The sequence below is a fragment of the Cohaesibacter marisflavi genome (assembly GCF_900115225.1).
Taxonomy (GTDB): Bacteria; Pseudomonadota; Alphaproteobacteria; order Rhizobiales; family Cohaesibacteraceae; genus Cohaesibacter; species Cohaesibacter marisflavi.
The window spans coordinates 36,033-62,181 of record NZ_FOVR01000009.1 but is presented as its reverse complement, the minus strand read 5'-3'; the positions used below and the strand labels follow the sequence as shown (position 1 = coordinate 62,181).

Below are 26,149 nucleotides of genomic sequence, written 5' to 3'. Positions count from 1 at the left end.
AAAATGCTGGCACATACAAAGGGCCCGTATTACGGACCCTTTTTCATGGTGTTTTACCGATGCTGGCTTAGTGGCCCGTTATTTTACTGGCTTTTAGGCCGAGCGAGAGTGCTGTCTGCAAGGCAGGATGTCAGCAGCTCATAGAGCGTATCCGCTTCAATCGGGCGTCTGAGCCACGCCTTGAAGGGCGCAATCGTTTGAGGGGCGTCGTCTGCGGAAATGGCGATGACGGGCAGAGCCGCGTGATTTTTCTTTTGCTGTATGTGCTTGATCAGGTCCCATCCGCTCATGCCATCCATGCGGATATCAAAGATCGCCAGATCCGGCTGGATGTGTTTCAATAATTCAAGCGCTTCGCTGCCTGATTGTGCGGTGATCGGGCTAAAGCCCAACGCCTTAAGGATTTCGGCCAGAATAAGCAGATTGGTTTTATTGTCATCGACGATGAGGATTTTTGCTCGCTCTTTTTCATTACCTTGCTTCTCGGTTAGGGCGTGCTTGATGCTGGGTCTGGATGGCTTCGACTTTTCCGGCTCGGGAAGGCGGGCTTGTTCCAAGGGCAGTGTTATGAGAAAGCAGGCTCCGTGTGGCGTGTTTTCCTGTGCGGTGATGGTGCCTCCCATGACGGAAAGAATGTGGCGTGCGCTCCACAGGCCGAGGCCCTTGCCATCTGAGGCATCTTGTCCTTCGCCGCGATGATAGGGCTCGAACAGCAATTCGGGATTTTCCTCCCGAAAGCCCGGGCCATCGTCGCATAAGGTGAGCAGAATTTCGGTGTCCGACTTGAGCGCGGCGGTTAGCGTGATCGTCGCCTGCTGCGCATATTTGAGGGCATTATCGAGCAATAGCATCAGGGTGCGGTGCAGGTAGCTCGGCGCAGGGGCCAGGGGGGCACCCTCTTCAAGATCTGGAGAAATTGCCAGTTGAAACCGCGCGCCATGGGAATTGGCCAGCAGCGACGCCAGACCTTCGAACTCTTTTAGCCAGCAACTGAGCAGGATCGTCTCCTGTTTGGGCTGTTTGAATAGTTCAGCCCCACCTTCCACCATGGTCATGGCATTGCTGGCAGCAAAATGCAGAGCCTCGATAAGGGCGGCTATTTTCTCCTGATCTTCGGATTTGCGGATAAGGTCAGTCAGAGACACAATGGCGCTCAAATGTGTGCGCAAGTCGTGACGAAAGCTGTCCGTTTTTTGTCTTTTTGTATCGGTATTCAGGCTGTTTCTTGTCATAATCTATGCTATAGGCACACATTGTTGTTTCATTAGAGTACGGGCATGCATCCTAAGATGCCCTGTATTTTCGGCAGGTTCCAACACAATTTTCCTCGAACCGCTTGTCTTTTCGGTCAATGGTCCTTTGTCGTGGGTTCTTTTGCTAATGTCCGGGAACAACGCCCCTCGAACGACCCCTTCCTTCCGGAGCTCTTATATGCTCGATATTTTTAATATTGTCTTCCCGATTTTTGCCTTGATAGCCATTGGCTATGGGCTGATCTTCAGCGGTCTTATTCCCAAGGAAGCAGGCGCTGCCTTGTCGAAATTCGTCTTCACCGTCCCCTTGCCCCTGACCATGTTCCGCTCTTTGGCCACGGCCAACCTGTCCGAGCAGGCGCCATGGTCCCTTTGGGGCGCCTTCTTTCTTTGTGTCTTTGCCATGTTTGGTCTGGGCATGCTTGTCACACGCTTTCTTTTTGGGAGGGAAGGAAGCGTGTTGGCAGTGGCTGGTATCTCGAGCGGCTTTTCCAATCTGGTGTTGCTGGGGATTCCGGTTATTTCGGCCGTGTTCGGGGAGGATTCACTGGTGCCGCTGGTCATGTTGCTGACGATCCATCTGCCGATCATGACCTTGCTCAGCTCCATCATGGTTGAGGTTTATGCGCGTGAGCCCGGCCAAGCATTGCATTTTGGCGCCATTCTGCTCAAGGTTGGCAAGGGGCTGATGCGCAACGCCATCATTCTGGGCATTCTGGCCGGTGGTATCTGGGGCTTCATCGGGCTGCCGATCCCCGAGCTGGCCTCGGGCGTGATTGACCGAATTGTGCCGGTGACTGTGCCTTTGGCCCTGATGGCCATGGGCATGAGCATGCGTGAATATGGTTTGCAGGGGGATATCCTCAACGGCCTTGCGCTGGCAATCATCAAGACAGTGGCTTTTCCTGCGCTGTTCTATCTGGTTACGGCCACCATTCTGCCTTTGCCCAATGCATGGACCGCGGTGATCCTTTTGGGGGCTGCCAGCCCGACCGGGGTCAATGCCTATCTTCTGGCGAACCATTTCGGCGTGGGCCACAGATTGTCAGCCAACACAATTTCCCTGTCCGTGCTGGTCAGTCTTGTGACGCTGCCTTTCTGGATTTCGGTGGCGCATACCATCATGGGCCACTAGGTCGTCGCCACTCTCTAGACCATCGCTAGGCTCTAGACAGCCGTAAAGGCTTCAAGGTCGGCGTCGCTCCAACGGATCAGCTTTTTGATCTGGGAAGGGGTGACGCCGTCTTTGCGTAATGCCCTGAGGCTGAGGCTCTGGCGCGATTTTGACAGCTTCTGCCCCCCAATGTCAGTGAGTAGCCGGTGATGATGATAAAGCGGGGCGGGCAGATCGAGCAGGCTTTGCAACAGCCTGTGCAGACTTGTTGCGGCATAGAGATCCTGACCGCGCACCACATGGGTGATGCCTTGGGCGGCGTCATCAAGCACCACCGAGAGATGATAGCTTGTCGGGCAATCCTTGCGCGCCAGAATGACGTCGCCCCACTCCTGTGGGGATGCTGCGATTTGGGTGGCTTGCGGATAGGTGGGGGCAAGAGGGCCGGTCTCTTGCCAGAATAGCGGGTGGCTATAGGCGGCCTGCGCTTTTTCCATATTGAGCCGCCAAGCTGCATTGCCCCCATCCTTTTCTTTTTCAAACAGAAGGGCGCGCGGATAGTGAACCGCGCCGTCGGGATCTCGCGGCCAAGGGCTTTTGGCTGTTGTCTCCCATTCTTTTACGGCCCTTTGAATGTCCTTGCGGCTTGCCTGCGATGGATAAAGCAGCCCCTTCGCCTTAAGGTCTTGCAGGTGATCTTCATAAAAGGCAAACCGTTCGGATTGGCGCATGACCGGTTCTTCCCAACGGATGCCGAGCCAGTCAAGATCATCAAGCATCTGCGTGATCTTGTCCTCAGTGCAGCGTACGGTGTCGATGTCTTCAATGCGCAACCGGAAACGGCCATCGGTCTGTTTTGCGGCCTCGAAATTCAGTAGCGCCGAAAGGGCATGGCCCAGATGCAGGGCGCCGTTCGGGCTGGGGGCAAAGCGGAAGAGTGCAGGCATGAGGCGAAATGGGGTCCGGCTGGTGTTGCGTGCTGCATTGATAGCCTCTAGATGTGGGGTTCGTCCAGCATATTGGCTGCATCAGGGCAGCATCCATCTTTGAAAAGGAGAGGGCTTGGTGTCCTATTTGCATTGTCAGGCAGATCTTGATGCGTCGCTTACGCGGTTGGTTGCGCTTGATTCGCGTCTTGTGCCTCTTCTGGAGCAGTGTAAGCCGATTGCCTTGCGACGTCAGCCCGCAGGGCTGGAGGGGCTGTTGCAGATCATTCTAGCCCAGCAGGTTTCGGTGGCGTCCGCCCGCGCAATCTGGCAAAAATTCACAACGCGTTTTCCGGTATGCGATGTCCAACTGTTAGCGGATGCTAGCGAAGAGGACTTGCGGGCCTGTACGCTCTCGCGTCCCAAGATCAAGACGGTGCAACGGATCGTTGAGGCCATCAGAGACGAATTTGATCTTGATGCGTTGGCAAAGCGGGACCCATCGGAGATCCGGCGTGCGCTTATATCTCTCCACGGCGTTGGGCCATGGACGGCGGATGTCTATTTGCTTTTCTGTTTGGGGCAGGCTGATATATTCCCTGCTGGCGATCTGGCTTTGCAGGTTTCCGTGGCCTCGGCGCTGGGATTGGATGATCGTCCCGGTGAGAAACCTCTTGCGGCTATGGCTGAAGCGCTTTGGGCGCCCGAGCGTGGAGCGGCGGCTCATCTTTTCTGGGCCTTCTATCGGCAGATAAAGAAAGGGCGCGAGGGTATTTTATAACCCGCACGCCCTTGATTATTTATCCGTAAGTGGGGCAATCAGGCACGGTTCTTGACGATGGCCTGCATCCAGTTGCCAAGGAAGGGCAGGCGCGCAAACAAGGGCGCCAGAGCATCTTTGGAAAGGAAGGCGCCGCACAGGGCTATGATGACCTCGATGGAAGACAGAACCGCGTTCCAACCGCCAAAGGAGAGGCCAAGAATGCGCAACTGGGCGACATCGCAGCTGATCAGCTTGGTTGTCTTGAGCTGAGCCAGAAGATTAGAGGCGTCTTTGGTGACAGGAATGGTATTGGCGCAATCATTCGGGCCAAGCCAGAATTCCCATTCCGCGCCAGCCTGATAAACGCCAACGCCTGCTCCATAGACCAGCACTCCAGCCAAAATGATGAAGGCAAGGCGCACGACGATTGGCGGCAGACTGCGCCAGACCGTGAGCAGGGTGATCAGCGTTAGCGGAATCAAAGCATAGTGGACATGGCGTTGAACATAACATAGTTGGCAGGGCTGATAGCCGCCGATATGCTCAAAGCCCAGAGAACAGGCGGACATGAAAAGTGCGCCCAGTACGAGAAGTGTACCAGCCAGCGCTTGGGATTTGCCAATTGGAGCGGTCAGGTTCATAAAACTATCTTTCAGAAATATATCTTCCGATATGTCGCTAAAGAGCAACCGTGTCCAAATTTTGTCAATGGCCATGGCTGCTGCAATTCGTCTCAAGGGCGGGGGTGGATCACAAGAGATACTTGACGGCAGCGAAACCGCCCACGAGCAGAAGCATGAGAATGGTGAAGACAAGCCCGAGGCGCTTTTCGATGAAATCGCGGATTGGAGGGCCTAGCCAGTAGAGCAGGGCGGCCAAAATGAAAAAGCGCAAACCACGCGCCACGATGGAAGCGACCATGAAGACGGGCAGGGAAAGCCCGGTTGCGCCTGAGGCAATGGTGATTACCTTGTAGGGGAAGGGTGTGAGCCCTGCGATCAACACGATCCAGACTCCCCAGTCATTGTAGCGCTCGGTGAATGATGCGAATTTGTCTGCATATCCATAGAAAGCTAGAATAGGCTCTGCCACCTGTGTGAAGAGCAACGCCCCGATGGTGTAGCCCAACAGGCCGCCAATCACCGAAGCAACGGTGCATATTGCTCCGTAAAACCATGCCTTTTCCTTCTTGGCAATGACCATGGGCACGAGCAGTGTGTCGGGCGGAATGGGGAAAACGGAGCTTTCAACGAAGGAAACGCCAGCGAGCGCCCAAGTGGCTCGTCGGCTGCTGGCCAGCCCCATCGTCCAATCATATAGTTTGCGAAGCATGCCCGTTCTTATCCTTGATTTCATGCGTCAAGTGAAGACACTACGGTACTTTTTTAGTCGCCCGTGGTCTCATTCTCATCGGCTCTGACTTTTTGTTGTGTTGGTTATAAGTAAGCAATTGCGCGTGCTAATACCAGTCGCGTTCATATCTGAAGGTGCAAACAAGTGTCAATTCGTGTTGACTATAAGAAATTTATGACGGTTATGAGTTGACGGGACAAATTTTGCTTCTATATTCGGCCCTCAAATAGCCCCTGTGGCGGAACTGGTAGACGCGACGGATTCAAAATCCGTTTCCTTCACCGGAGTGCCCGTTCGAGTCGGGCCAGGGGCACCATCCATTTTATGGATCATCAAAACCACTCAGACCTTCAATGGTCGGGTGGTTTTTTGCGTTTGTGTATGCGCCTTGGCGGAAAGGCAAGAGGAGGGGATAAGACCTCAATCCAAGTGCTAACGAGCAGAGTGTAGAGGTAGATTATCCATGCGTAAGTGTAGATGAAGCTATTGGGATCGTCTGATGTTATCTGGCTGTTTTTTCCTTGGTGAAAACAGTGTTTATGTTCAGCGTTGTTTATTATTTTAGAGCAATGGAATTTCCTGAAATCCAATAGGTGTTTGATTCCAAAGTACAAATATGTTAATTATTTGTTAATAACTGAATTGATTCTAAACTTGGCTTTATTTGTTGTTTCCGGTGATAAGGCAGTGTTGCTGACAGGGGGTTAGCCATGCACTTGGAGGGATGGGATCTGGGGGGATTATCATCGAGTGAGGCATTAAGTGAGGTTACTTCTGTCGATATATTCTCAGAGGAGCAGCTCCCGCTTGAAAAGACGCTTCGCGTGTTGGTACTGGAAGATGACGAAACCGACTTCCTGATCACCAAGAAGGCGCTTCTCTATCTGGATTCCTACAGGGTGGATCTGGACTGGGTGACGTCTGTTTCTGATGCGGTGATTGCTGCCAGAAAGACGCATTATGATGTCGTGCTGGTGGATTTCTGGGTTGGCATGGAAACAGGCGTGGCTGCGATCAATGCTATCGGGGACATCAATTCCAATTCGGTTGTCATTTTGCTGACGGGAATGCCCGGAGAAGATGTGCAGAAAATCGCGCTCAAGGCAGGGGCCAGGCACTGTATCAACAAAAACCAGCTGACGCCTGTGTTGCTGGAGGCGACCATTCGCAGCGCGCGCCATACCCATCGATTGGAACAGCAGCTGCAGCAAACCATAGACAATCTCAAGAAGGCCAATGAAGCCAAGGATCGCTTTTATGCCACCATGGGGCATGATTTGCGTACGCCTCTGAATGCCATACTGGGCTATTCGGAAATGATTTTGGGCAACAGTCTCAATCTGCAAGTGCCAGAAGAATATCAAAAATTTGCCACTAAAATTCATACCGGCGGCCTGCATCTGCTTGAGGTCATTAACAATCTGATGCTGCAGAATGGCAATGCGCTTGAGACGGTCAAGCAACAGCTTGAAGATGTCTATCTTGATGAAGTCATTGCCCGAGCGGTCGAACTGGTCCAGTTCTTTGCTTCAGACAAGGGGATTGAGCTTGCTGTGCAATTGCACAAGGAAAGGCTCTGCGCGCACTGTCACCGATCGTTGATGACCCAGGCGCTGGTGAACCTCCTGTCTAATGCGATCAAATATACCCCGGCAGATGGCCGGATTGATGTGTCACTGGCCGCGACATCGGATGGCTATTGCATTGCGGTCAGGGATAACGGTCCGGGAATGAGTCCCGAAGAGATCGAGTTGGCACGCAAGCCTTATGGACGTGTGCTACCCTCTGCCGAGTTGACACAGGAGGGAACAGGGCTCGGGCTGCCGATCGTTGAGAAGATCATGGACGGCCACGGTGGCGCGGTTCTGATAGAGAGTACGCCGGGTGAGGGAACCTGTGTTTCCCTGCGTCTGTGCCGCGTGCGGGCGTGAAAGAAACCCGGCCATTGACTTCACAAAATGACAGCAAGGCGACCCTGTTTCTGATTGAAGACGATCAGGCGGATGTGTTTCTGGTCAAGCGTGCGCTGGCAAAGCATGGTGGGAACATCGCGCTTGTCAATGCCCGGGACGGGGCGGAGGCGCTGGAGATGTTGCGTGGGGGAGAGATCGAGCGACCGTTCGTCATCTTGTCCGATCTCAACATGCCGGGTATGTCGGGCTATGAATTCCTTGATGAAATCAGGGCAGATGCCGCTTTGAGAGACAGCATCATCTTTGTCATTTCCAGCTCAAATCTGGCCGAAGATGTCAATCTTGCCTATCAGCATTTTGCGTCCGGCTATATCGTCAAGGAAATGGAGCCTGCCAAGATGGCGCGCTCCATGCAGCTGCTGTTCGATTTTTGCGAGATCATCCGCTTGCCATCCTGAATGTTGCTAGCGGCAGGCTATTTCCCTTGTTTGGGCCAGGTGAAACGAAATGTCGTTCCCGGCTCTATGGATGGATCCGAGAGGATTGTCAGCGTTCCGCCTACGGACTCAATGGCTTTCTTGACCAATGCCAGTCCCATGCCGTTTCCGGGAACCTTGTCCTTGCGTTCCAGCTTCCTGAAGGGGAGCAGGATCTTGCCGTGATGTTTGGGGTCGATGCCCGGCCCATCATCGCAGACAGCAAAGGCCCATGCATCGCCCAGATCTTCCTGCCAGACCTTCACAATACCATTGTCCTTGTCATGATATTTAATGGCGTTTTCAATCAGGTTACGCAGCACGAGTAACAGGGGCGCGCGGTAGGTAAGAATGCTCTCCTGTGGCAAGCTGGTCTCAAAGCGGATGGCGTCGCTGCCGTCCACGATATCGAAGATGCTTTGCAGATTGACTGTCAGATGGATTTCTTCAGCTTCCTGAACATTAGAACCGGCTTTGGAATAATCTGACAGATCTGCGATCAGGCTGCCCAGATGCGAAATCTGGTCCTTTAGCCGGTCGATATGCTCCTGGATTTCGTTTTGGGTGTTTTCGTCCAGATCTTCCTCGATCCAGGTCGCGGTATGCTGGATGGCGCGGAGCGGGCCAGCCAAATCGTGGCTGATGATATGGGTGAACTGATTGAGATTCTCGTTGATCAGCTTGAGTTCCTGATTGTGTGCTTCGAGTTCCTTTTCAGCGCGCACCCTGTCGGACACATCGGCGAGTACGGTGCGAGTCTGCTCAACGCCTTTTCCGTCTGCAACGATGATGGTCGACATTTCGACATCTATGATGCCCCCGTCCTTTTTAACCATCTGGAAGGGCACATTGTCGGCTTGCTTGTTCTTGGTGGTCTCGGGCAATACCACCTCATAGGCATATTGCGTTGAGGCCTCCGTCATGAATTCTTCCCAATGGTGACCGATGACGTCCTCGCGTTCATAGCCCAGCGTTGTGAGCCATTCTTCATTGGCCTCAACAATAATGCCATCCTTGTCGAGGGAATGCATAATGACCGGGGTTTCCATATAGAGCTTGCGGAAGCGCTCTTCTTCTTCCATGAACATGTTATTGAGCATTTCCAGCTTCTCTTGCTGGTCTCTGCGAAACAGCTCATAGCCGATCCAGTCGGCAATGCGGTCGACTATTGGCTGGTAATTTTCAAGATAGCTTTTGCTGATGTGGAATTTCGAGGCAAGGAGAATGGCTCCGTTGGCCTCGCCATTGCTTATGGTCGGCGCGCCGATGACTGTTTGATAGCCTTTGGAATGGAATATGTCTGTGGTCCTGACAATGCAGGCGATGAAATAGTCCCGATAGGGTATGCCCTCGTCAGAGGTCAGAGCATGCTGGCAAGAAGCGCACGGGGTTGAGAAGGTCTGCCCAACCGAGAGCTTGCCCTTTTTCATCCCGATAATGGTGTCGATTGCGATCTGCTGATTTTCGAAACTTATTTTCAGCGCAGCAGGTAGCCTTGAGACCTCGGATACGCGGGTTAGAATACGCTCGATCTTGTCGTTGAGGTCAAGATTGGTGCTGGCCGCTATGCGGTTGAACTCGCTAATCAAATTCTCCCGTTCGACAATTTCCGTCACATTGTGCAAGACCGCCTGAATCTCGAAAATCGCTCCATGCTCGTCTCGCAGGATGTTGAAGCGGCATTGCAGCCATTTGCTGGACTTGTCTGCCTGTTTGAACTCCCATTCGATGGAGACATCCTGCTCCAGATTTTCAATCGCATTGACCAGATCTTCCTTTTGCGGGGTTTTCAAAAGATTTTTGAAAAGGGTTCCCTTTATGGCGTCCGGGGTGATGTCGAAAAAGGCATGAAAGGCACTGTTGGCGTAGGTGATGGTCGTGTCCGGCTTGAAGCGGCAGATGAGGTCGCTCTGAAGATCGACGACGGTTTTGTAGAATTCGCGTTCTTGTTTCACACGCTCCTGCGCGCGTTTCAATTCATCAATTTCAAACACAGTAATGACGGCGCCGGTGATGGTTTCCAGCTCGGTCTTATAGGGTAGAATATTCAGCAGATAGATGATGCCATCGCATTCGACTTCTCTTGAATGTTCGGTGCCTCTGGTGATGGTTTCCTGCGTGTGGGTCAGCAAGTCGGTGCTGTCAAAACGGCAGGTGACATGGCCGATGGGGCGGCCTACGTCATGAGGCATCAGGTTGAAGGCTTTTGTTGAGGCTGGTGTGAAGCGGCGGATTCTCGCCTCTTCATCAAGAAAGATGGTTCCGATTTGCGTGCTGCGCAGCAGATTCTCCATGTCATCCGTCATTTCGGTCAGTTCGACAATCTTGCGCTGATGCTCGGCGCTGACGGTATAGAGCTCTTCGTTGACCGAATGCAGCTCTTCGTTGGTGCTTTGCAGTTCCTCGTTGGAGGCGGTTAGTTCTTCGTTTGTCGCCTGCAGTTCCTCGTTGCTCGTTTCCAGCTCTTCGATGGTTGTCTGAAGGCTTTCACCCGTGGAGCGAAGTTCATTTTCCAGTTCGGCAATGCGGCTGACATAGATCTCTTCATGGCCCAATATGGGGGCGTTGCTGTTCTTGATTGTGCGCTCGGAAAGCGGGGATTTCCTCTCTTCCAGTGTGATCAGCAGGAAAACACTGTGGCTTTCCACATTCAGGATCTTGGTGACCCGGATGGTCAGACGGGTCAGATTGTCTTCGGATTCCTTGATCTGGACGGAGCGTTCGAAGTCTGGTTCGTGGTTGATCGTCATGGCGCGTTCGATGCCAGACGTGATCGCGAGTTTGAGATCCGTCTGCACCAGATCTGTGATGCGATTGCTGAACAACCCCTTGCGGACTTGCAGGAATTTGTCCGCATTGCCAAAGATATGCATCAATTCGCCAAGGTCATTGATCAGGAACCCTGTCGGCGCATACCGCTCTAGCAACCTGTCATAGGCGCCATAGAGGGCTTGGCGGGTGAGGCTTTCCTTTTTGGCTGCTGCCAGATTGTGAGAGCGCGTTTCTCTTAGGGAAAGGCCATTTTCCGTGTCCTCTTGTGAGCGTGACGTGGCGGGCATCAAGAAGGCTGCATCGCGGATCTGGCTGTTGTGTTTTTTCTGGAAGATGCGCCATCTCTTGTCGATGGAGGTAAATTCTTCATCCAGATTGCCCACGGTTTCGCTTGATCCCAGGAAGAGGTGTCCTTTCTCCTTGAGGGCAAAATGAAACAGCGACAACACCTTGCGCTGGGCCAATTCATTAAAGTAAATCAACAAATTGCGACAGGTAACCAGGTCTATTTTGGTAAAGGGCGGATCTTTTAGCAGATTTTGCGTCGAGAAGACGACCTTGCGCCTGAGGCTTTTCTTCACCTGATAGCGGTTGTCGACAAAATCAAAATAGGTTTTGAGCAATGTCTCTGGAATATGGGCCACGCTCTCGGCGTTGTAGCTTCCTTCTGCCGCAATTTCGAGGGATCTGAAATGGATGTCGGTTGCGAATATTTTGAGGTTGGGCGTGATACCGTTGCGCTTGGCGATTTCGCTCACCAGTATGGCGATGGAATAGGCTTCCTCACCGGTTGCACAGCCGGGCACCCAGATCCGGATTTGTCTCTCCTCAGTCATATTTGCAACAAGGTCGGGCAGAACCTTCGACTTGATTGCCTCGAAGGCTTCCTTGTCGCGGAAAAATTCGGTGACCCCAATCAGCAAGTCACAATAAAGGGTGTCCATTTCTTCCTTGTCAAACAGTAGGCTCTCGCAATATTTGTCGAGGCTGGCCTCGCGCTTGAGCAGGGCGCGGCGCTGGATTCTGCGATGGATGGTCGCGTTCTTGTAGAAGGTGAAATCCGTGCCGTAGGATTTTTGCAAAATGGCCAGAATACGGGATTCAGGATTGCCTATCTCCGTATCAATGGCTTCCGGTTCTGGGCGGGGTACTTCTGAGCCGCTGATCACCGCCGCGAGGATTTCCGGCATATCCGTCACGTCGGCAACATAGGCGGTGTTGATGGTGTCGATGACTTTGCGGGGCATGGAGTCGAACTTGGCCTTGGATGGCTCTTGCGCAATGACGACACCCCCATGTTGCACGATCTGCAAGCTGCCTCTGGTGCCGTCCGATCCTGTTCCCGACAGGACAATCCCGATGGCGTGTTCCCCCTCTTCTTTGGCGAGAGAGGTGAAAAAGGCATCGATGGGCAGGCTCAGCATATCATTGTCGGGATAAGCGGTTGCCGAGAGTTTGCCCTCTTTGACCGAGAGCTCGGTTCGGGGCGGATTGAGATAGATGACGTTGGGCTCGATGGCCATCTGATCTTCCGCATGGACGATGCGCATATGCGTGTGGCGGGCGATCAACTGATCCATCATCGACTGGAAGTTGGGGGAGAGGTGTTGAATGATGACAAATGCCACATTGGGATCTGTGGGTAAGGCATCAAAAAACTGCTCTATTGGCTCCAAACCACCGGCCGAGGCGCCGATCGCAACGATGCGAATCGTATTGCCTTGTTGACCGGGCTCTGTTTGCGGATCGTCCAGAGCTGTTTCTTCTGCGGGCGGATGCGATAGCTGTTCAGATGCATCCACTTTGGTGTTTTCCGAAGGGGCTGAGCTGTTCTGCACTTTCTGGTCGAGCGCTTCTTGGGCCGGTGTCGCCGAAAGCTGTTCGGAATCAGTATCTTTACTCATGATCAATCCTCCCCCAAGGAATGAAAAACACGGTTTTCGATGCAATGTCGCCTTGCGCTCGGCTGATGATCCATTGAGCGAAGGCTTTTGTAATCACTATAAATGATCAGTTTTATCTAGACATATCCGAAACTTAGAGGGAAGATTAACATCAAATTAACCATAGTTAAATATGTCTATACATCTTAAGGTTGTTTGGTTGTTGATTTTTCACGGTATCGGGAGGGCTATTGTGATGACCAATGAGGACGGCGGCGTATCCTCTTCCGAACAGAGCATGAAAGCGCGCTATGAGCTTAGCCGCCGGATTGCCCATGACACCATGGCCCCCATCAGGCAGATTGCCCAGTTGATCGAGATTTTTAAGGCAGAGCATGCTGACTCGCTTGATGAGGATGCGCAGGTCATTCTGGGGATGGTGCAAGACAAGACCAGACAGTTGTCCGAAATGACACAGGCCGTGCGTGCGTATTCTGATGCCATGTGCAAGCCTCTTGCACTGCAGGAGGCCAATTTTGCGGCTGCTCTGTCGACGGAAATAGAATCACTCCAATTTGAAACAGTTTTGTTCAAAAGGGAAAATTCGATCTCGGTGACCGCCGATCCCCAGTTTTTGCGGCAGTTTATCCAGCGGCTCTTGAGAAGCATTCCCTTCGATGTTGCCAAAGAGCAATCCGCAGAACTGGTTCTTTCCGTTTGTCACGATGAGGCATCTGCCGCTCATATTCGTCTCGATTTCTCGCCTTGCAGCATTGATTTTTCGGAGAAACTCCAGTTGAGCGAGTTGGCGCAGTATAAATCTGGAGATCTGTTCGAACTTCTTTGTCTTCATGAGTGTAGTGAGATTTGCCTCCGGCATGGTTGGGCGCTTTACATGGAGAAGAACGGAGATGATGTGCTCAGGGTGAATATCTGTTTGTGATTTACAGATTTTTAACTATCCTCTTCTGGACCGATATTCTGATCACGGGGGTTTCAGATGTGTGCGGCCTGGATGAGCTATTCTCAGGGAATGGCGAGCGAACTCGAGCGGATATCTCAAGCCGCTGGAGAAGATATTCATCTTTCATGTCTTCTGCTGGATGATGATCCGATTGACAGGCGCTATGTGCATTGGTTGCTGCAACAGCTGACAGGGTTTCGGTTTGACGTGACCTTTGCCGACAGTTTGAAAGAAGCTGAGAAACTTTGCTCAGACAATCATTTTGATCTCTATCTTTTCGACTACTGGATGGGGGAGGATTCCTCTGTTTCCCTTGTTTCCTCTCTGAGAGAGGGAGGCGACACTGCCGGTACGATCGTTGTCATGTCGTCGCTTGATGATACGTCTTTTCAGGAGGTCAGCCTCAATTCCGGCGCGGACATGTTTCTGGCCAAACAGGAGCTTTCAGCCAAGACGCTTGAACTGATGCTGCGCAACATCGCCCAGATCGCATCGAACACCCGCTTGAACTATCATCAGAAACAGCTTGATGCGGACAAGATTGGCGGTTGGCTGAAGCATATCAATGGCGGGCTCGATCAGTCTCACGGATTCGCCGTTCTGGCCCTTGATGCGCTTAAGGCTGGACGCGGACAGGAGGCCGAGGGCCTCATCTCCGATGCACTCGAACGGATTGCCGCGCTGCGGAATGAGGTGTCCTATGTCGGCGTGGGCATATCCATGCTGAACAAGGAGAGTGCCCTCAAACTCAAGCCGTTTGACGTCAGCACCGTCTTGACCGAAGTGGTTGAGGAATGTCGCTTTGAAGCCGAGCAATTTGGCAAGACGCTGAGCTTTTGCGAGCATGTTGCTGATTCGATCATTCTCAGTGACGAGGGGCTACTCAGGGAACTGCTGTTTGTTCTGCTGCGCGGAGCCGTGCGCTACGCGAGCGAAAGCTCTGATGTCGCCGTGAGTTATGAACTCGGCTCCGAGACGCTCGATATCTTTATCTCCGAGTTTGGCACCGCAGAGGATCAGGCGCAGGATATTCGTCAATTTGATGTTTCCGGCACCATCAGTCTGGCCTATCTGTTTGGCACCGAACGGGCGGGCAGCCTTCTGCTGGCTGAACATATCCTGCAGATTCTGGGAGGAGACTGGACGGTTGGCTACGCGAACCGCAATCTTGAAATCAGCTGCCGGATTCCGCTCAATGCGGATCTGTTGCAGGAGCGGGGATCGGGCCTGTCCTGATGCGCAGGCCCGACTGGTTTTAATGATCTGATTTTACTCTTTCAGTAAAGAACCGAGCTCATGGACAGATTGTCCCAGATTTCCTTCACCGTATGCCGAAGGTCCTTGCGGCGATCCTCATAGTGCGTATGCAGCAGGTGATGGGCTTTTTCCGAGTTTGGTGCTTGCAGAAAATCCCTGTAAAGGGCCTGCACCTGCATATTCTTGTGCGACTGGCGCACGTTGGTTTTCCGGTCGACATTATAGATGGTTTCCCGCCGCGCCATGGCCAGCGGTAAATAGGCTTTCTTGGAACGCAAGGAGCCTCCGCCATCGACGCATCCCCCCGGACAGGCCATGACCTCGATAAAGTCATAATCGGCTTCACCAGAGCGGACCATTTCCACCAGTTTGCGCGTGTCACCGAGCCCATGGACCATGGCGACCTTGACCGCGCCGATCGGGCCACCAAGATCAACCGTTGCTTCGCGTACCCCTTCAAAGCCGCGCAACTGCGTAAGCTCCACTTTGTCGAGCTCCTTGCCGTTGACCACCGAATAAATGGTCCGCACGGCGGCTTCCATGACGCCGCCCGTGGTGCCGAAGATGGCGGCAGCGCCAGAATATTCGCTCATATACGGGTTGTCGAAGCTGGAAGGCTTGATGGTCTTGAGGTCAATCCCTTCACGCCGTAAAAGGCGGGCGAATTCTCGGGTGGTCAGCACCACATCCGTATCCTGCTTGCCTGCTTCACCCAATTGCGGGCGGGCTGCTTCGTCTTTTTTGGCGATGCAGGGCATGATTGAGATGACGCGGATCTTGTCGGCTGCAATATCCTGTTTTTCCGGTAGGTAAGTCTTGGCAATGGTCGAAAGCACCTGTTGGGGTGATTTGGTTGACGACAGCAGAGGCAGGATATCGGGATAGTGAGTTTCTGCAAAATTGATCCATGCCGGGCAGCAAGAGGTAAAGGTTGGCTTGCGGCCCTCCTTGAGGCGGCCGAGCAGCTCGGTGCCTTCTTCCATGATAACGACGTCAGCGGCGAAGTTGGTGTCGAGCACGATATCGACGCCGATTTTGCGGCAGGCTGCTATGACATGGCCTTCTACATTGGTGCCCGCAGGCATGCCGAATTCTTCGCCAAAGGCAACGCGCACGGCTGGTGCAAACTGGACCACTGTTGTGATGTCCGGATCACAGATATAATCGAGAGCCTTGTCGATTTCGTCTCTCTCGCCCAGCGCCCCGGTGGGGCAGACCAGAACGCATTGCCCGCAGGAGACGCAGATATTGCTCATCGGATCGGTGCTATCGCGCAGAGCAACGACGCGGTTGTTGCCGGTGCCTTCCATGACGAGGGCATCAATGCCCTGATGATCGCGACAAATGGCAACGCAACGCTGACAGCGGATACAGCGGCGCATGTCGCGGATCATGGATGTGGAGGCTTCGTCCACCGGGCGGCTCTCGGCCAGAAGCCGGTCAAAGAAGCGGTTTTCCGTCAGGCCCACATATTGGGCCACGTCCTGCAACTCGCAATCACCATGACGGATGCAGGTGGCGCAGTCCTGCAGATGGTCCGCCATGAGCAGTTCGACCTGCAGCTTCTGCATGTCGCGCGCCTTTTTGGATCGTGTCTGGACGGTCATCCCTTCACGCACCGGAGTGTTGCAAGAGGTAACGATCTGCGCGCCATTGTGTTTTGAATGGGTGATTTCCACGACGCAGACGCGGCATGTGCCCGGCGTGTGATCGATATCATCCAGTTCGCACAGGGTTGGGATGTAGATATCGTGGCGCCGCGCGCAGGACAGGATGGTCTCGTTGGGAAAGGCCATGCACTGCTTGTTGTTGATCTGAAGCTTGATGGTTGCCTCGGCAGGATCGCGTCCGGCATAGCTGATGGGCTCAGTGGTGCACATGGCTCAGGCCGCTCCTTCGGGGATGGAATGCTTGGTGATGACGGAATAGAGGCGATAGCAGCGCATGCAGCGTTGCGCCTCGGTATAGGCGTCTTCCAGACTGATGGTCTGTTCCACCTCGCTGAACATTTTCTTGCGCAAATCCGGATCAAGCGCCGGATTATGCACCCGATAGCCATTGCGCACCGGCGTTTCCACCGCGTCATTGGCGAGGAAGGCATTCTCGTTGATCAGCTCGCGCATACGAGAGCGCTTGAAGAAGCGCGGCGTGCCGAACTGGATCCAGTCGTCGATGCTGCGTGCGGCCTTCAACCCTGCCGACATGGCGTAGATGAGAGTAGAGGGGCCGGTAACGCAGTCCCCACCGGCAAAGACGCCAGGTCGGGAGGTGGTCAGAGACTTGTCCGCTTCCACGCATTTCCAATGGTTGAAGTCGATGCCTTCCTCGGCAATGCGTTCCTGACTTTCCACCTGCTGGCCGATGGCGGCAATGACCGTTGAGCAGGCCATGACATGTTCCGTGCCGGGGATGGGGCGCACGCTTCGGCGACCGCTTTCGTCCGGCTCCGTTTCTTCCATCTCAACCAGTTCAATGCCGGTAATCTTGCCATTCTCGCTGATAATACGGGTCGGTGTGCAAAGGGTATGAAAGTCGATATCTTCCTTCTCTGCCTCTTCCACCTCTTCAGTGTCGGCGGGCATGGCATCGCGGGTGCGGCGATAGATGAGGTGAGCATTGTCGGCACCAAGGCGGACCGCCGAGCGGACGCAGTCCATGGCAACGTTGCCGCCGCCTACGACCACCACATCGCCCTTGAGCTGGAAGGTGTTAATGCCATCCACATGGTCATGTACCTTGAGCAGGAAATCGATGCCGGTGAAATAGCCTTCGCGTACCTGTTCTTCATTCTTGAGGCCCAACATGGTGCCTTCCTGACAGCCAAGGCCAAGGAAAACCGCCTTGTAGCCGCGCTGGAACAGATCGTCGATGGTGAAATCGGCTCCCAATTGCTGGCCAAACAGGAAACGGCCCCCCAGATCAACGATGATGTCGGTTTCCATGGCGAGGGTATCCTTGGGCAGGCGATAATTCGGAATGCCGATCTGGGCCATGCCGCCGGCTTTATCCTGCTTTTCAAACACATCCACATGATAGCCGTGTAGCAGCAGGTGATAGGCACAGGAAATGCCTGCTGGTCCGGCGCCAATGACGGCAACCTTCATGCCATCGGCAAGGGGCTTCTGGATCATTTCCCGAGTGAATTTGAGGGCATGCGGCCCTTTCTGCTGGTCTGCGACAAAGCGCTTGAGGGTTTTGATACCCACTGCCTCGTCCACGAATTTACGTCGGCAGGCCTGCTCGCAATAGCGCACACAGACACGGCCACAGGTGGCGGCCATGGGGTATTTCTGTAGCAACACACCCAGTGAGTTTTCCGGTTTGCCATCGCGGATATAGTCGATATAGCGCGGCACATTGACCTTGGAGGGGCAAGCCTCGATGCAGGGGGCTGTCATATAGGCCATGCCATGCTGGGCGCGGATGGGCATATGATCGGCCACTTCCTTCTCGATCTGCTCGCGGAAGTGATGGATGACCTCCAACAGGGCGATGCAGCAGGTCTGTCCCAGGCCACAAAGGGAGGTTTCCTTCATTTGGTCAGCCAGCATTTCGATATCATCGAAATCGAGCGGGGAATCCAGCCCGCGGCGCATCTTGTCCAGCGCGTCCCGTATCAGCACTGTGCCCATGCGGCAGGGCGTGCAGGCACCGCAGGATTGTTCCGCAGCCTTGTTGATATAATGAAAAAGCCCGTCGACCAGACTGACGCTCTCATCAAAGACGAAAAAGCCCCTGTCCGCAAAAAAGGCACGGACTGCATTTCCTTCGTCAAATTCGTCGAAATTTCGCAAGGCTGCGAGTGGCGTGTCCGTGCCGGGCAAATTGCGCCGTGCATCATGAACAACCCCATCCCAAACGCCATACACCACTTGTGCCACACTGACCCCCGTCGCGTAGAATAACCATCATAAACCGGAAGGCATCTATGGTTAGATGCGAAGCAAGAAGGCAGAGCGCCCCGCAGCTGATACGGTGCCTTCCTTGTAGATCCACCCTTTGGACAAAGCCGTTTTCTTGTCTGTGGCTATGTTCGGCCAGAAAAGGGTAAAAATCTTGCGGTAAGTCAAACTGCTACAAAGCAACCCGTCGGATCTGAAGAGAAATATTTTTAATTCAATGTGTGAAATATTTATCTGTTTGTTTTTTATCTATATAATTTTTTTGAAAATGTGATTAGATTGAGGGTGTTATGGTAAATTCTCAAATTTTTCCAGAATGTTGTTTTGTCGCGGTAAGAATACTGAGAATTGTTTGTTTTTGGCGGAAGTACGATGTATTCAATACTTTCGTCTTATAAGTGTGAAAGACTTGTTGAATATGGTCCTTTGGGGTCGGTTTGCCAGAAATTGCCTTGAATTCTGTTTTTCTCTTTGGATTTTAGTGGTGTTCTAGTCGGTGGGGCAGCTTAAGGTAAAAAGGGAGGTTGGGAGATGTTTTTACCGTCGGACATGCCGCTCGAAAGGCGTTCGTTGCTCAAATGGGCCGTTGGGTTGGCTATCGCGGGGGCTCCTTTCTCTCTGGGTGGTCTGTCGGCCAAGGCCGCTTCTGGTGGTCTGACCCTGTGGGGCATTCCTGCCTCTCCTTCTGCCGTCTTTGCCCGCGCAGTGGCCTCTGGTGCATTGGAGGGGATCGCGCCGGATTTACGGTTTGATGTTTGGAAAAGCACCGACCAGATGCGCGCGGGCATTGCCTCTGGCGACTTCAAGCTGTTTGCAACCTCCACCTATGCTGCTGCCAATTTCTTCAATCGCGGCGCAGGCACGGTGATGCTCAATGTGGTGACATGGGGTGTGCTCTATGTGATGGCGCGTGAGGAGGGCATAACCAGAATTGAGGATCTGGCGGGCAAGCGGGTTTTGCTGTCCAACAAGAATGAAGCGCCCGATTTGCTGTTTCGTCTTGTGCTTATGTGGGCCGGACTGGATCCGGACAAGGATGTGACGCTGGATTATGTCGGCTCGCCGGGGGAAGCGGTGCCGCTTTATCTCTCAGGGCGCGGCGATGTGGCGGTGTTGCATGAACCTGCATCGACTGCGGCGCTGTTTCGGGCCCAAAAAGCCGGGCTGCCTCTCTATCGCGCCATCGATATCACAAAGGTTTACGGCGCTCACACGGGGCGAGGGCCACGCATTCCGCAGGTGGGGTTGGCGGTCAACCCTGCCTTTCTTGAAGAGAAGCCGGAGGTCGTTGCCGCCGTGCATCAGGCCTGCGTTGAGGCGGGCGAGTGGACAAAGGCCAACTGGGATGAGGCGGGTAAGCTGGCTGCGCAATCTCTTCCCCTGCCTGCGCCGGTGATCGCCCAGTCTCTGCCCTATGTACATCTGGATGTGCAGTCGGCCAAAGAGGCGCGTGCGGATATCGAGCTTTATTTTGAGCATCTGATGAGCCTTGATCCGGGCATTGTTGGTGGTAGGAAGCCGACGCCGGATTTTTACTGGGGGTAACGGGTGGCCAAGCGTGATCGACAAAGATCCGGATATCTGAAGCGGTGGCTGCTGTTTGCTGTCGGCGTTGGGGGAATGCTGGCGCTGTGGCAGGCGGGCCATGTTGCCTATGGCTCGCTCGTGCTGCCCGGCGTCGGCGAAACCTTCGTCATGCTTGGCAGGATGATCAGGGCAGGGGAGGTGGTGGTTGCGCTTCAGACCACGACCTTCAATGCGCTTTTAGGCTGGTGCATCAGTGTCGTGATGGGTGTGATGGCAGGAGGTATGGCCGGTCGCTTCAAAGATGTGCGTTTTGTGTTGCAGCCGGTGTCCATCATCCTTCTTGGCATTCCGGCGATCGCGTGGATCGTGTTGGCTCTGCTGTGGTTTGGTGGCCGGTGGGCGGTGGTCTTCACGGTTGCCGTGGCGACCGCGCCGATGATCTTTGCTGCCGCCTTGCAAGCTGTGCGCAGCCTTGATGGGGATCTGGCGCGGATGGCTCGCGCCTTCCATGCGCCACCACGGGCGATGGTAAGCGATGTCTATGGGCCTCATATGCTGGCCTATCTCTATCCGGCGCTGGCCACAACGTTGGCCATGTCATGGAAAGTTTCCATTATGGCTGAGCTGCTCTCTGGCTCGGGTGGCATCGGCGATGGCATCGCAGCTGCGCGGGCGCGGGTGGATACGGCCCAATTGCTGGCGTGGGTGGTTGTCGTCGTCTTTATCCTGATTGTGCTTGACCATCTGCTGTTGCGCCTTGTGCGCGAGCGCATGCATGTCTGGCGCAGGCAGGAGGAAAGGGGCAATCATGGGGGATAATCTGCTCTTGATCGAGAATGTTCATTTTGCCTATGGCTCCCAACCGGTGCTCGCGGATATATCGCTGACCTGCTCGACACAGGGAGTGGTGGCGCTTATGGGGCCTTCGGGATGCGGCAAGACAACTTTGCTGTCTCTGATGCTTGGACTTTTGAATCCCGATGCTGGCCGGATTGTCTGTGCTGTGCAGCGCCTTTCAGTGATGTTTCAAGAGCCACTCTTGTTGCCATGGCGGACGGCCATCGACAATGTGGCTTTTGCCTTGAAGGGGCAGGTTGCTGCTCGTCGTGAGCGGGAGGAAAAGGCGGCGGCTATGCTGAAGGCCGTGGAGTTGCCTGAGGAGCATTATCGGCAATTTCCCGATCAGCTTTCGGGCGGTATGCGTCAACGGGTCTCGTTGGCGCGGGCCCTCGTTGTCGAGCCGGATATGCTGCTGTTGGATGAGCCATTCCACGGGCTTGATTTCAGTTTGGTCCAACAGATGCAGGCGCTGTTGTGTCATCATGTTGATGCACACGGAATGGGCCTGTTGATGGTGACCCATGATGCCCGCCATGCTGTGGCGCTGGCCGATGAAATCTTGTTGCTGACATCCGCACCGACACGCATCGTGACCCGTTTTGAGAATTATGGTCGGGGCAATCGGCAACAGGAATTGGCGCTGGCCGATGAGATTGAGCACGCTCTGATGGGGGATGTCACAGGACGCTTCGGGCCGCGCCCAAAAGCATGAGCAGCGCCAGCGCCGTGATGATCACTCTGAAAATCTTGCGAAACAGCACCTCATCCATGACATGGAGAAGTTTGCTGCCGGTGCGGGTGCCCAGATATCCAGACAGAATCATGGCGCCGATAAGGCCCAGCCAGTTGGTATAGGCAAAGCCGATAAAACCGAAGGCGATGATCTTCAAGGCATGGGAGAGTGTCATGGCTGCTGCATGAGTGGCAACGACCCCTTGCCGGTTGTCGATCCGGCCGGAAATGAGGGCAGCAAGCAGCGGCCCGGTGGCGCCCACAAACATACCTGCCAGAGAAGCGATAAAAGCGCCAACTCCAACAGTGCGATCTCCGCTTTTCACTCGCCTTGGGGTGGGCAGCCAGGTGATTGCCAGAACAAACAGGGCAAGAATGGTCTTGAGAAGGGCATCGGGTAGGGCGACGACGATCTGAGACCCAAGAAGGGTGCCGACAATAGCGCCCAGCGCGATAAGGCCGATCAGGCGCCAATGGATGTGATTGCGCAGATGCCAAGCGCGCCCGGCGTTGGACCCCATCTGCACGGTGCCATGCACGGGAATGAGCGTGGTCACGGGAATGACCATGCCTAAAATCGCCAGAAGGGTCACGCCGCCGCCAATGCCAAAGGCGGCCGTGAATGCAGATGTGAAGAAGCTCGCGATGATGAGCCCCCAGAGCGTCACCTCGGTAAGCTGGGTATGGGCAAAGAGGGGCAAGGTTTCCAGCAAAGGCGATTGTCTCTTTTGCGTTGGATATTTTGATTATGCCGCGTTGAAAAAAAGAGCCGGGGGTGACGCCGGCTCTTTCAAATGGCTTGCGTTAAGCTGGCAGCAGCTCTTCGACCAGTTTGGCCCAGTAGGAAGCGCCAACCGGAATGACTTCATCATTGAAATCATAGTTGGGGTGATGAAGCGGAGCAGAGTCGCCGTTGCCGATAAAGATGAAGGCTCCGGGGCGTTCTTGCAGCATGAAGGAAAAATCTTCGGCGCCCATGGTGGCAACCACGTCATCAACCACCTTATCCGCTCCCGCGATGGACTTGGCCACCTTGACGGCAGTTTCCGTCTGGGCCTCATGGTTCACGGTCACTGGATAATCGCGCTTGTAATTGAGGCTTGCCTTTGCGCCATAAATAGCTGCGGTGCCTTCGACTATTTCCTTCAGGCGTTTTTCAGCCAAGGCGCGAGTTTCAGGATTTAGTGTGCGGACAGTCCCCTCAATGAGGCCGGTTTGCGGGATGACGTTGTCGGTAAAACCTGCTTCGACATGGCAAAGGGAAATGACGATGGAATCTTGCGGGTCGACATTGCGGCTGGCGATGGTCTGAATGGCCTGAATGATGGCGGAAATGACCACCACCGTGTCGATGCATTCATGCGGCTTGGCTGCATGCCCGCCACTGCCTTCAACATTGATATAAATGCGGTCGGCCGATGCCATCAGTGAGCCGGGACGAATCTGGAACGTACCGGCAGGCACGCCGGGCCAGTTGTGCATGCCATAGACCTGTTCGATGTTCCAGCGGTCCATCAAACCGTCTTCCACCATGGCACGGGCACCGCCGCCCCCTTCTTCAGCAGGCTGGAAGATGAGCACCACTTCGCCATCAAAGTTGCGGGTTTCCTGAAGATATTTGGCAGCCGCCAATAGCATGGATGTGTGTCCATCATGGCCACAGGCATGCATTTTGCCTTCAACCTTGGAGGCGTAAGGTTTGCCGGTCGCCTCATGCAGCGGCAGGGCGTCCATATCGGCGCGCAGGCCGATGGTGCGGCCGGACTTGTTGCTCTTGCCCTGAATGACGGCAACAACACCGGACTGGCCAACGCCGGAGGTGATGTTGGTAATGCCATAGGATTTCAACTCGGCGATGACGCGGGTTGTTGTCTTGTGGACGTCATATTGCAGTTCCGGATATTCGTGAAGGTCCTGACGTACTTTCTTGATCTGATTCTGAAACTCGGCAATTCGGTTGATGATAGGCATTGAAGTAACCTTTTGCTTTTCCGGGAGGCTTCTCGCACGTCGTCAATTTACGGCGATTTTTATGTCTGGATAAGACTGCATGGTGATGAGGTTTTCCATGCATTTGAGAGCAGATTAGTCATATGGCTAGGAGGGGGCAAGCGCTTTTGTTGTAAAATCGAACCTTCTTCGCTCCCTTTCTTGCCTCCATCATGGGAGGCCAAAGAATGGATCTTTGGCGCGCTGCTCTCTTGTTCGTGCCATGATCTTGGGTTAGAGAAGGGACAGGATAATTTGCCAAGCCATTGCCCGCTGCTTTTGGGAGTTCTCTTTCTTCATGATCGACCTTTCTGTCATCAGATGCCCGCGTCTGTCCATCAAACGGGCGGTCTACCGACCCGTTGTTCTGGCCTTTCTCATGCTGGCTGGCATCTTTCATGCCCATCTTGCGTTGGCCAATGCTGCCGCCAATGGACAGGGGACTTTGCCGGATCTGGAGATTTCCCCCAATCCGCTGCTGCTGATGGATGTGGCCACGGGCAATGTGCTTTATCAGCGAGATGCTAACAAGAAATGGTATCCTGCCTCTCTGACCAAGTTGATGTCGGCCTATGTCATTTTCAAAGCCATCGAGGCGGGTGAGATTTCCGAAGACAGTGTGTTGACCGTTTCCAAGCATGCGCTCTCCTATCCGCCTTCCAAAATGGGTTTCCCGGTGGGCACAAAGCTCACTGTTGGCAATGCGCTGCGCATGATGCTGGTTAAATCGGCCAATGATATTGCCGCCGCTCTCGCCGAGCGGGTTGCTGGTAGCGAGCCTGCCTTTGCCAAGCGTATGAATGCCGAGGCGCAGCGGCTCGGCATGCATGCGTCTCATTTTGTCAATGCCAACGGGCTTTATGCTTCGGGGCATGTGTCTTCGGCGCGGGACATGGCGCTGGTGGCGCGGCAGATTCTCGTTGAGTTTCCACAATATCGCACCCTGTTCCAGATACCGGCCATCCGGCATGGCAAGAAGGTGCTGCGCTCCTACAATACCTTGCTGGAACATTTTCGCGGTGCCAACGGCATGAAGACCGGCTTTGTCTGTGCGTCAGGGTATAATATCGTTGCCTCGGCCACCCGTGGCGGGCGACAGTTGCTGGCTGTGGTCATGGGGGCTCCCAACGCGCAAATCCGCGCTGAAACGGCCGCTTTTCTGCTAAGCGAAGGCTTCCAGCGGCAGGATATGCGCAGTGGTGCTGGTGTGCCGATCACGCAGGAAGCCGCCTTCGGGCCTATCGCCTCGGCTGGCAATATGCGCTCTGAGGTCTGTCCCAATGGTCAGGTGAAATGGAATCCGACCGTGAAATATAGCTCCAGCTATCTGTCGCCGCGCTTCAAACTCATGGAGCCGGTGCGGGTCTATGCGGGGGCGCGGTCGGTGGAACGGCCGGTGATCTTGCCGGAAAATCTGGCTCAGTTGCCTTTGTATGCTCCGAGGGACAAGTCTGTGCTGCCGCTCAAGCAGCAGAAGGGCTCGCAGATCAAGCTGGCTCAGCTGCCGCGCGCCAAGCCATGATTTTTTCTTGAGCTCAGCTTTCTGTCGCCTGTGTTCCCTTTTCAATGAGAAAGGTCAGGGCGTTGCTTTTCTTGCTGCTTTCCAGCAGTTTGTGGCCTTTCTGATTGCAGAAATGGGGTAGGTCGATCGCTGCCATGGGGTCGGTTGCGACAACACGCAGTTGAGTGCCTGCAGGCATTTGTCCGAGGGCTTTCTGGGTATGCAGAACAGGCAAGGGGCATTTGAGGCCTGTAAGATCCAGATCTTTCATCTGCGGCTCCTATTCCTCTTGCGCGGGGCTGCCTGTGACGAGGCACGAAGACATGTTCGGGCGAGGCTTCTGAAAGGCCTTGCTTTGTCTTCACTGTTTCATTCAACTCTGCAAGAAATCTATATGCGTTTTTACATAATTTTGCGAGACAAGATATGACCGAACCACATGATGTATTGAATTTCTGGTTTTCCGCTGATCCGAAGCTCTGGTTCAGCAAGAATGCGGCCTTTGACATGTGCATCCGTGTGTCGTTCGGGTTGGCGCTGGACGATGCCCGTGCGGGGCGCCTTCAGCATTGGGAAGAGGAGCTTCGGGGCAAGCAGGCGCTGATCATTCTGCTCGATCAATTTTCACGCAACCTCTTCCGGGGGCTTCCCGAGGCATTCTCCCATGATGAGGTCGCCCTGAGGCTGGCCTATGAGATGGTTGATATGCCCGATTGGGACGATCTCAATGCAGCCGAGCAGCAATTCGCAGTTATGCCGATGATGCATTCGGAGGCACTGGAGGATCAGAAAAATTGTCTGGCATGGATGAAGCAGATTGGCATAGAAGCGGCGATCAATGCTGCGCAGGAGCATTATGACATTATCGAGCGGTTCGGACGTTTTCCGCACCGCAATGCCGCATTGGGGCGGGAAACGACAGAGACTGAGCGTGCTTTCCTCACCAGTGGCGGTTTTTCTGGCTAGCATAGCGAGCAAAGTGTT

At 54.2% G+C, this 26,149-nt stretch carries 21 protein-coding genes and 1 tRNA gene; 12 read left to right on the top strand and 10 right to left on the bottom strand.

Annotation, left to right across the window (positions count from 1 at the left end; genetic code table 11):
* Window positions 1-83: 83 nt before the first annotated feature.
* Window positions 84-1,145, bottom strand: coding sequence for a hybrid sensor histidine kinase/response regulator (locus tag BM258_RS15825; protein ID WP_175528113.1), 1,062 nt, complete (start codon window positions 1,143-1,145; stop codon window positions 84-86).
* 286 nt (window positions 1,146-1,431) lie between these two features.
* Between BM258_RS15825 and BM258_RS15820 the strand changes: the two genes are divergently transcribed.
* Window positions 1,432-2,388, top strand: coding sequence for an AEC family transporter (locus BM258_RS15820; protein WP_175528112.1), 957 nt, complete (start codon window positions 1,432-1,434; stop codon window positions 2,386-2,388).
* 32 nt (window positions 2,389-2,420) lie between these two features.
* Here BM258_RS15820 and gluQRS read toward each other — a convergent pair whose 3' ends face one another.
* The gene (gene gluQRS / locus BM258_RS15815) at window positions 2,421-3,314 is read right to left on the bottom strand and encodes a tRNA glutamyl-Q(34) synthetase GluQRS (protein WP_090073915.1); all 894 of its coding nucleotides are present in this window, start codon (window positions 3,312-3,314) and stop codon (window positions 2,421-2,423) included.
* Between the two features lie 118 nt (window positions 3,315-3,432).
* Between gluQRS and BM258_RS15810 the strand changes: the two genes are divergently transcribed.
* Window positions 3,433-4,074, top strand: a complete 642-nt coding sequence (locus tag BM258_RS15810) for a DNA-3-methyladenine glycosylase family protein (protein ID WP_175528111.1) — start codon at window positions 3,433-3,435, stop codon at window positions 4,072-4,074.
* A 38-nt stretch (window positions 4,075-4,112) separates the two neighbouring features.
* Here the strand turns inward: BM258_RS15810 and BM258_RS15805 are convergent, their stop codons facing one another.
* Window positions 4,113-4,697: a disulfide bond formation protein B gene (locus BM258_RS15805; RefSeq protein WP_175528110.1), complete on the bottom strand. Its 585-nt coding sequence runs from the start codon at window positions 4,695-4,697 to the stop codon at window positions 4,113-4,115.
* Window positions 4,698-4,806: 109 nt separating this feature from the next.
* On the bottom strand, window positions 4,807-5,388 hold the full coding sequence (locus BM258_RS15800) for a YqaA family protein (protein WP_090073910.1): 582 nt from the start codon (window positions 5,386-5,388) through the stop codon (window positions 4,807-4,809).
* Between the two features lie 250 nt (window positions 5,389-5,638).
* Between BM258_RS15800 and BM258_RS15795 the strand changes: the two genes are divergently transcribed.
* The 3 genes from BM258_RS15795 to BM258_RS15785 all read left to right on the top strand — a co-directional run bounded on the left by BM258_RS15795 (window position 5,639) and on the right by BM258_RS15785 (window position 7,780).
* Window positions 5,639-5,725: transfer RNA gene (locus tag BM258_RS15795), tRNA-Leu, on the top strand.
* A gap of 394 nt (window positions 5,726-6,119) precedes the next feature.
* Entirely contained in the window at window positions 6,120-7,340 is a 1,221-nt protein-coding gene (locus BM258_RS15790; protein WP_090073909.1) for a hybrid sensor histidine kinase/response regulator, read from the top strand.
* A gap of 14 nt (window positions 7,341-7,354) precedes the next feature.
* Window positions 7,355-7,780, top strand: coding sequence for a response regulator (locus tag BM258_RS15785; protein ID WP_175528109.1), 426 nt, complete (start codon window positions 7,355-7,357; stop codon window positions 7,778-7,780).
* A gap of 17 nt (window positions 7,781-7,797) precedes the next feature.
* Here the strand turns inward: BM258_RS15785 and BM258_RS15780 are convergent, their stop codons facing one another.
* Window positions 7,798-12,474, bottom strand: coding sequence for a CheR family methyltransferase (locus tag BM258_RS15780; protein WP_090073906.1), 4,677 nt, complete (start codon window positions 12,472-12,474; stop codon window positions 7,798-7,800).
* Window positions 12,475-12,709: 235 nt separating this feature from the next.
* Here BM258_RS15780 and BM258_RS15775 point away from each other — a divergent pair, with 235 nt between their 5' ends.
* Window positions 12,710-13,396, top strand: a complete 687-nt coding sequence (locus BM258_RS15775; protein WP_090073904.1) for a phytochrome family protein — start codon at window positions 12,710-12,712, stop codon at window positions 13,394-13,396.
* A 72-nt stretch (window positions 13,397-13,468) separates the two neighbouring features.
* Complete coding sequence (locus tag BM258_RS15770; RefSeq protein WP_210186776.1) at window positions 13,469-14,653, top strand: response regulator; 1,185 nt, start codon at window positions 13,469-13,471, stop codon at window positions 14,651-14,653.
* A gap of 41 nt (window positions 14,654-14,694) precedes the next feature.
* Here the strand turns inward: BM258_RS15770 and BM258_RS15765 are convergent, their stop codons facing one another.
* Together BM258_RS15765 and BM258_RS15760 are read right to left on the bottom strand one after the other, a co-directional pair.
* Entirely contained in the window at window positions 14,695-16,554 is a 1,860-nt protein-coding gene (locus BM258_RS15765; protein WP_090073900.1) for a [FeFe] hydrogenase, group A, read from the bottom strand.
* Window positions 16,555-16,557: 3 nt separating this feature from the next.
* A complete protein-coding gene (locus tag BM258_RS15760; RefSeq protein ID WP_090073898.1) occupies window positions 16,558-18,555 on the bottom strand; it encodes an FAD-dependent oxidoreductase in 1,998 nt (665 codons plus the stop codon).
* A gap of 552 nt (window positions 18,556-19,107) precedes the next feature.
* Here BM258_RS15760 and BM258_RS15755 point away from each other — a divergent pair.
* From BM258_RS15755 to BM258_RS15745, 3 genes are read left to right on the top strand one after another with little or no spacing between them, the layout of a single operon-like run.
* Window positions 19,108-20,121: an ABC transporter substrate-binding protein gene (locus BM258_RS15755; protein ID WP_244544727.1), complete on the top strand. Its 1,014-nt coding sequence runs from the start codon at window positions 19,108-19,110 to the stop codon at window positions 20,119-20,121.
* Between the two features lie 3 nt (window positions 20,122-20,124).
* Window positions 20,125-20,922, top strand: coding sequence for an ABC transporter permease (locus BM258_RS15750; RefSeq protein ID WP_244544726.1), 798 nt, complete (start codon window positions 20,125-20,127; stop codon window positions 20,920-20,922).
* Window positions 20,912-21,655, top strand: coding sequence for an ATP-binding cassette domain-containing protein (locus BM258_RS15745; RefSeq protein WP_175528108.1), 744 nt, complete (start codon window positions 20,912-20,914; stop codon window positions 21,653-21,655). Before BM258_RS15750 ends, BM258_RS15745 begins: the two co-directional genes overlap by 11 nt.
* Here BM258_RS15745 and BM258_RS15740 read toward each other — a convergent pair.
* Window positions 21,621-22,388 (bottom strand): sulfite exporter TauE/SafE family protein, encoded by a 768-nt coding sequence (locus BM258_RS15740; RefSeq protein ID WP_244544725.1) that lies wholly within the window; start codon window positions 22,386-22,388, stop codon window positions 21,621-21,623. The genes BM258_RS15745 and BM258_RS15740 overlap by 35 nt on opposite strands.
* Before the next feature lie 91 nt (window positions 22,389-22,479).
* Entirely contained in the window at window positions 22,480-23,646 is a 1,167-nt protein-coding gene (locus BM258_RS15735) for a M20 aminoacylase family protein (RefSeq protein WP_090073894.1), read from the bottom strand.
* Window positions 23,647-23,962: 316 nt separating this feature from the next.
* Between BM258_RS15735 and BM258_RS15730 the strand changes: the two genes are divergently transcribed.
* Complete coding sequence (locus BM258_RS15730) at window positions 23,963-25,186, top strand: D-alanyl-D-alanine carboxypeptidase family protein (RefSeq protein WP_090073892.1); 1,224 nt, start codon at window positions 23,963-23,965, stop codon at window positions 25,184-25,186.
* A gap of 13 nt (window positions 25,187-25,199) precedes the next feature.
* Here the strand turns inward: BM258_RS15730 and BM258_RS15725 are convergent, their stop codons facing one another.
* A complete protein-coding gene (locus BM258_RS15725; protein ID WP_090073891.1) occupies window positions 25,200-25,436 on the bottom strand; it encodes a sulfurtransferase TusA family protein in 237 nt (78 codons plus the stop codon).
* Window positions 25,437-25,591: 155 nt separating this feature from the next.
* Between BM258_RS15725 and BM258_RS15720 the strand changes: the two genes are divergently transcribed.
* Complete coding sequence (locus tag BM258_RS15720) at window positions 25,592-26,131, top strand: DUF924 family protein (protein WP_090073889.1); 540 nt, start codon at window positions 25,592-25,594, stop codon at window positions 26,129-26,131.
* Window positions 26,132-26,149: the final 18 nt, after the last annotated feature.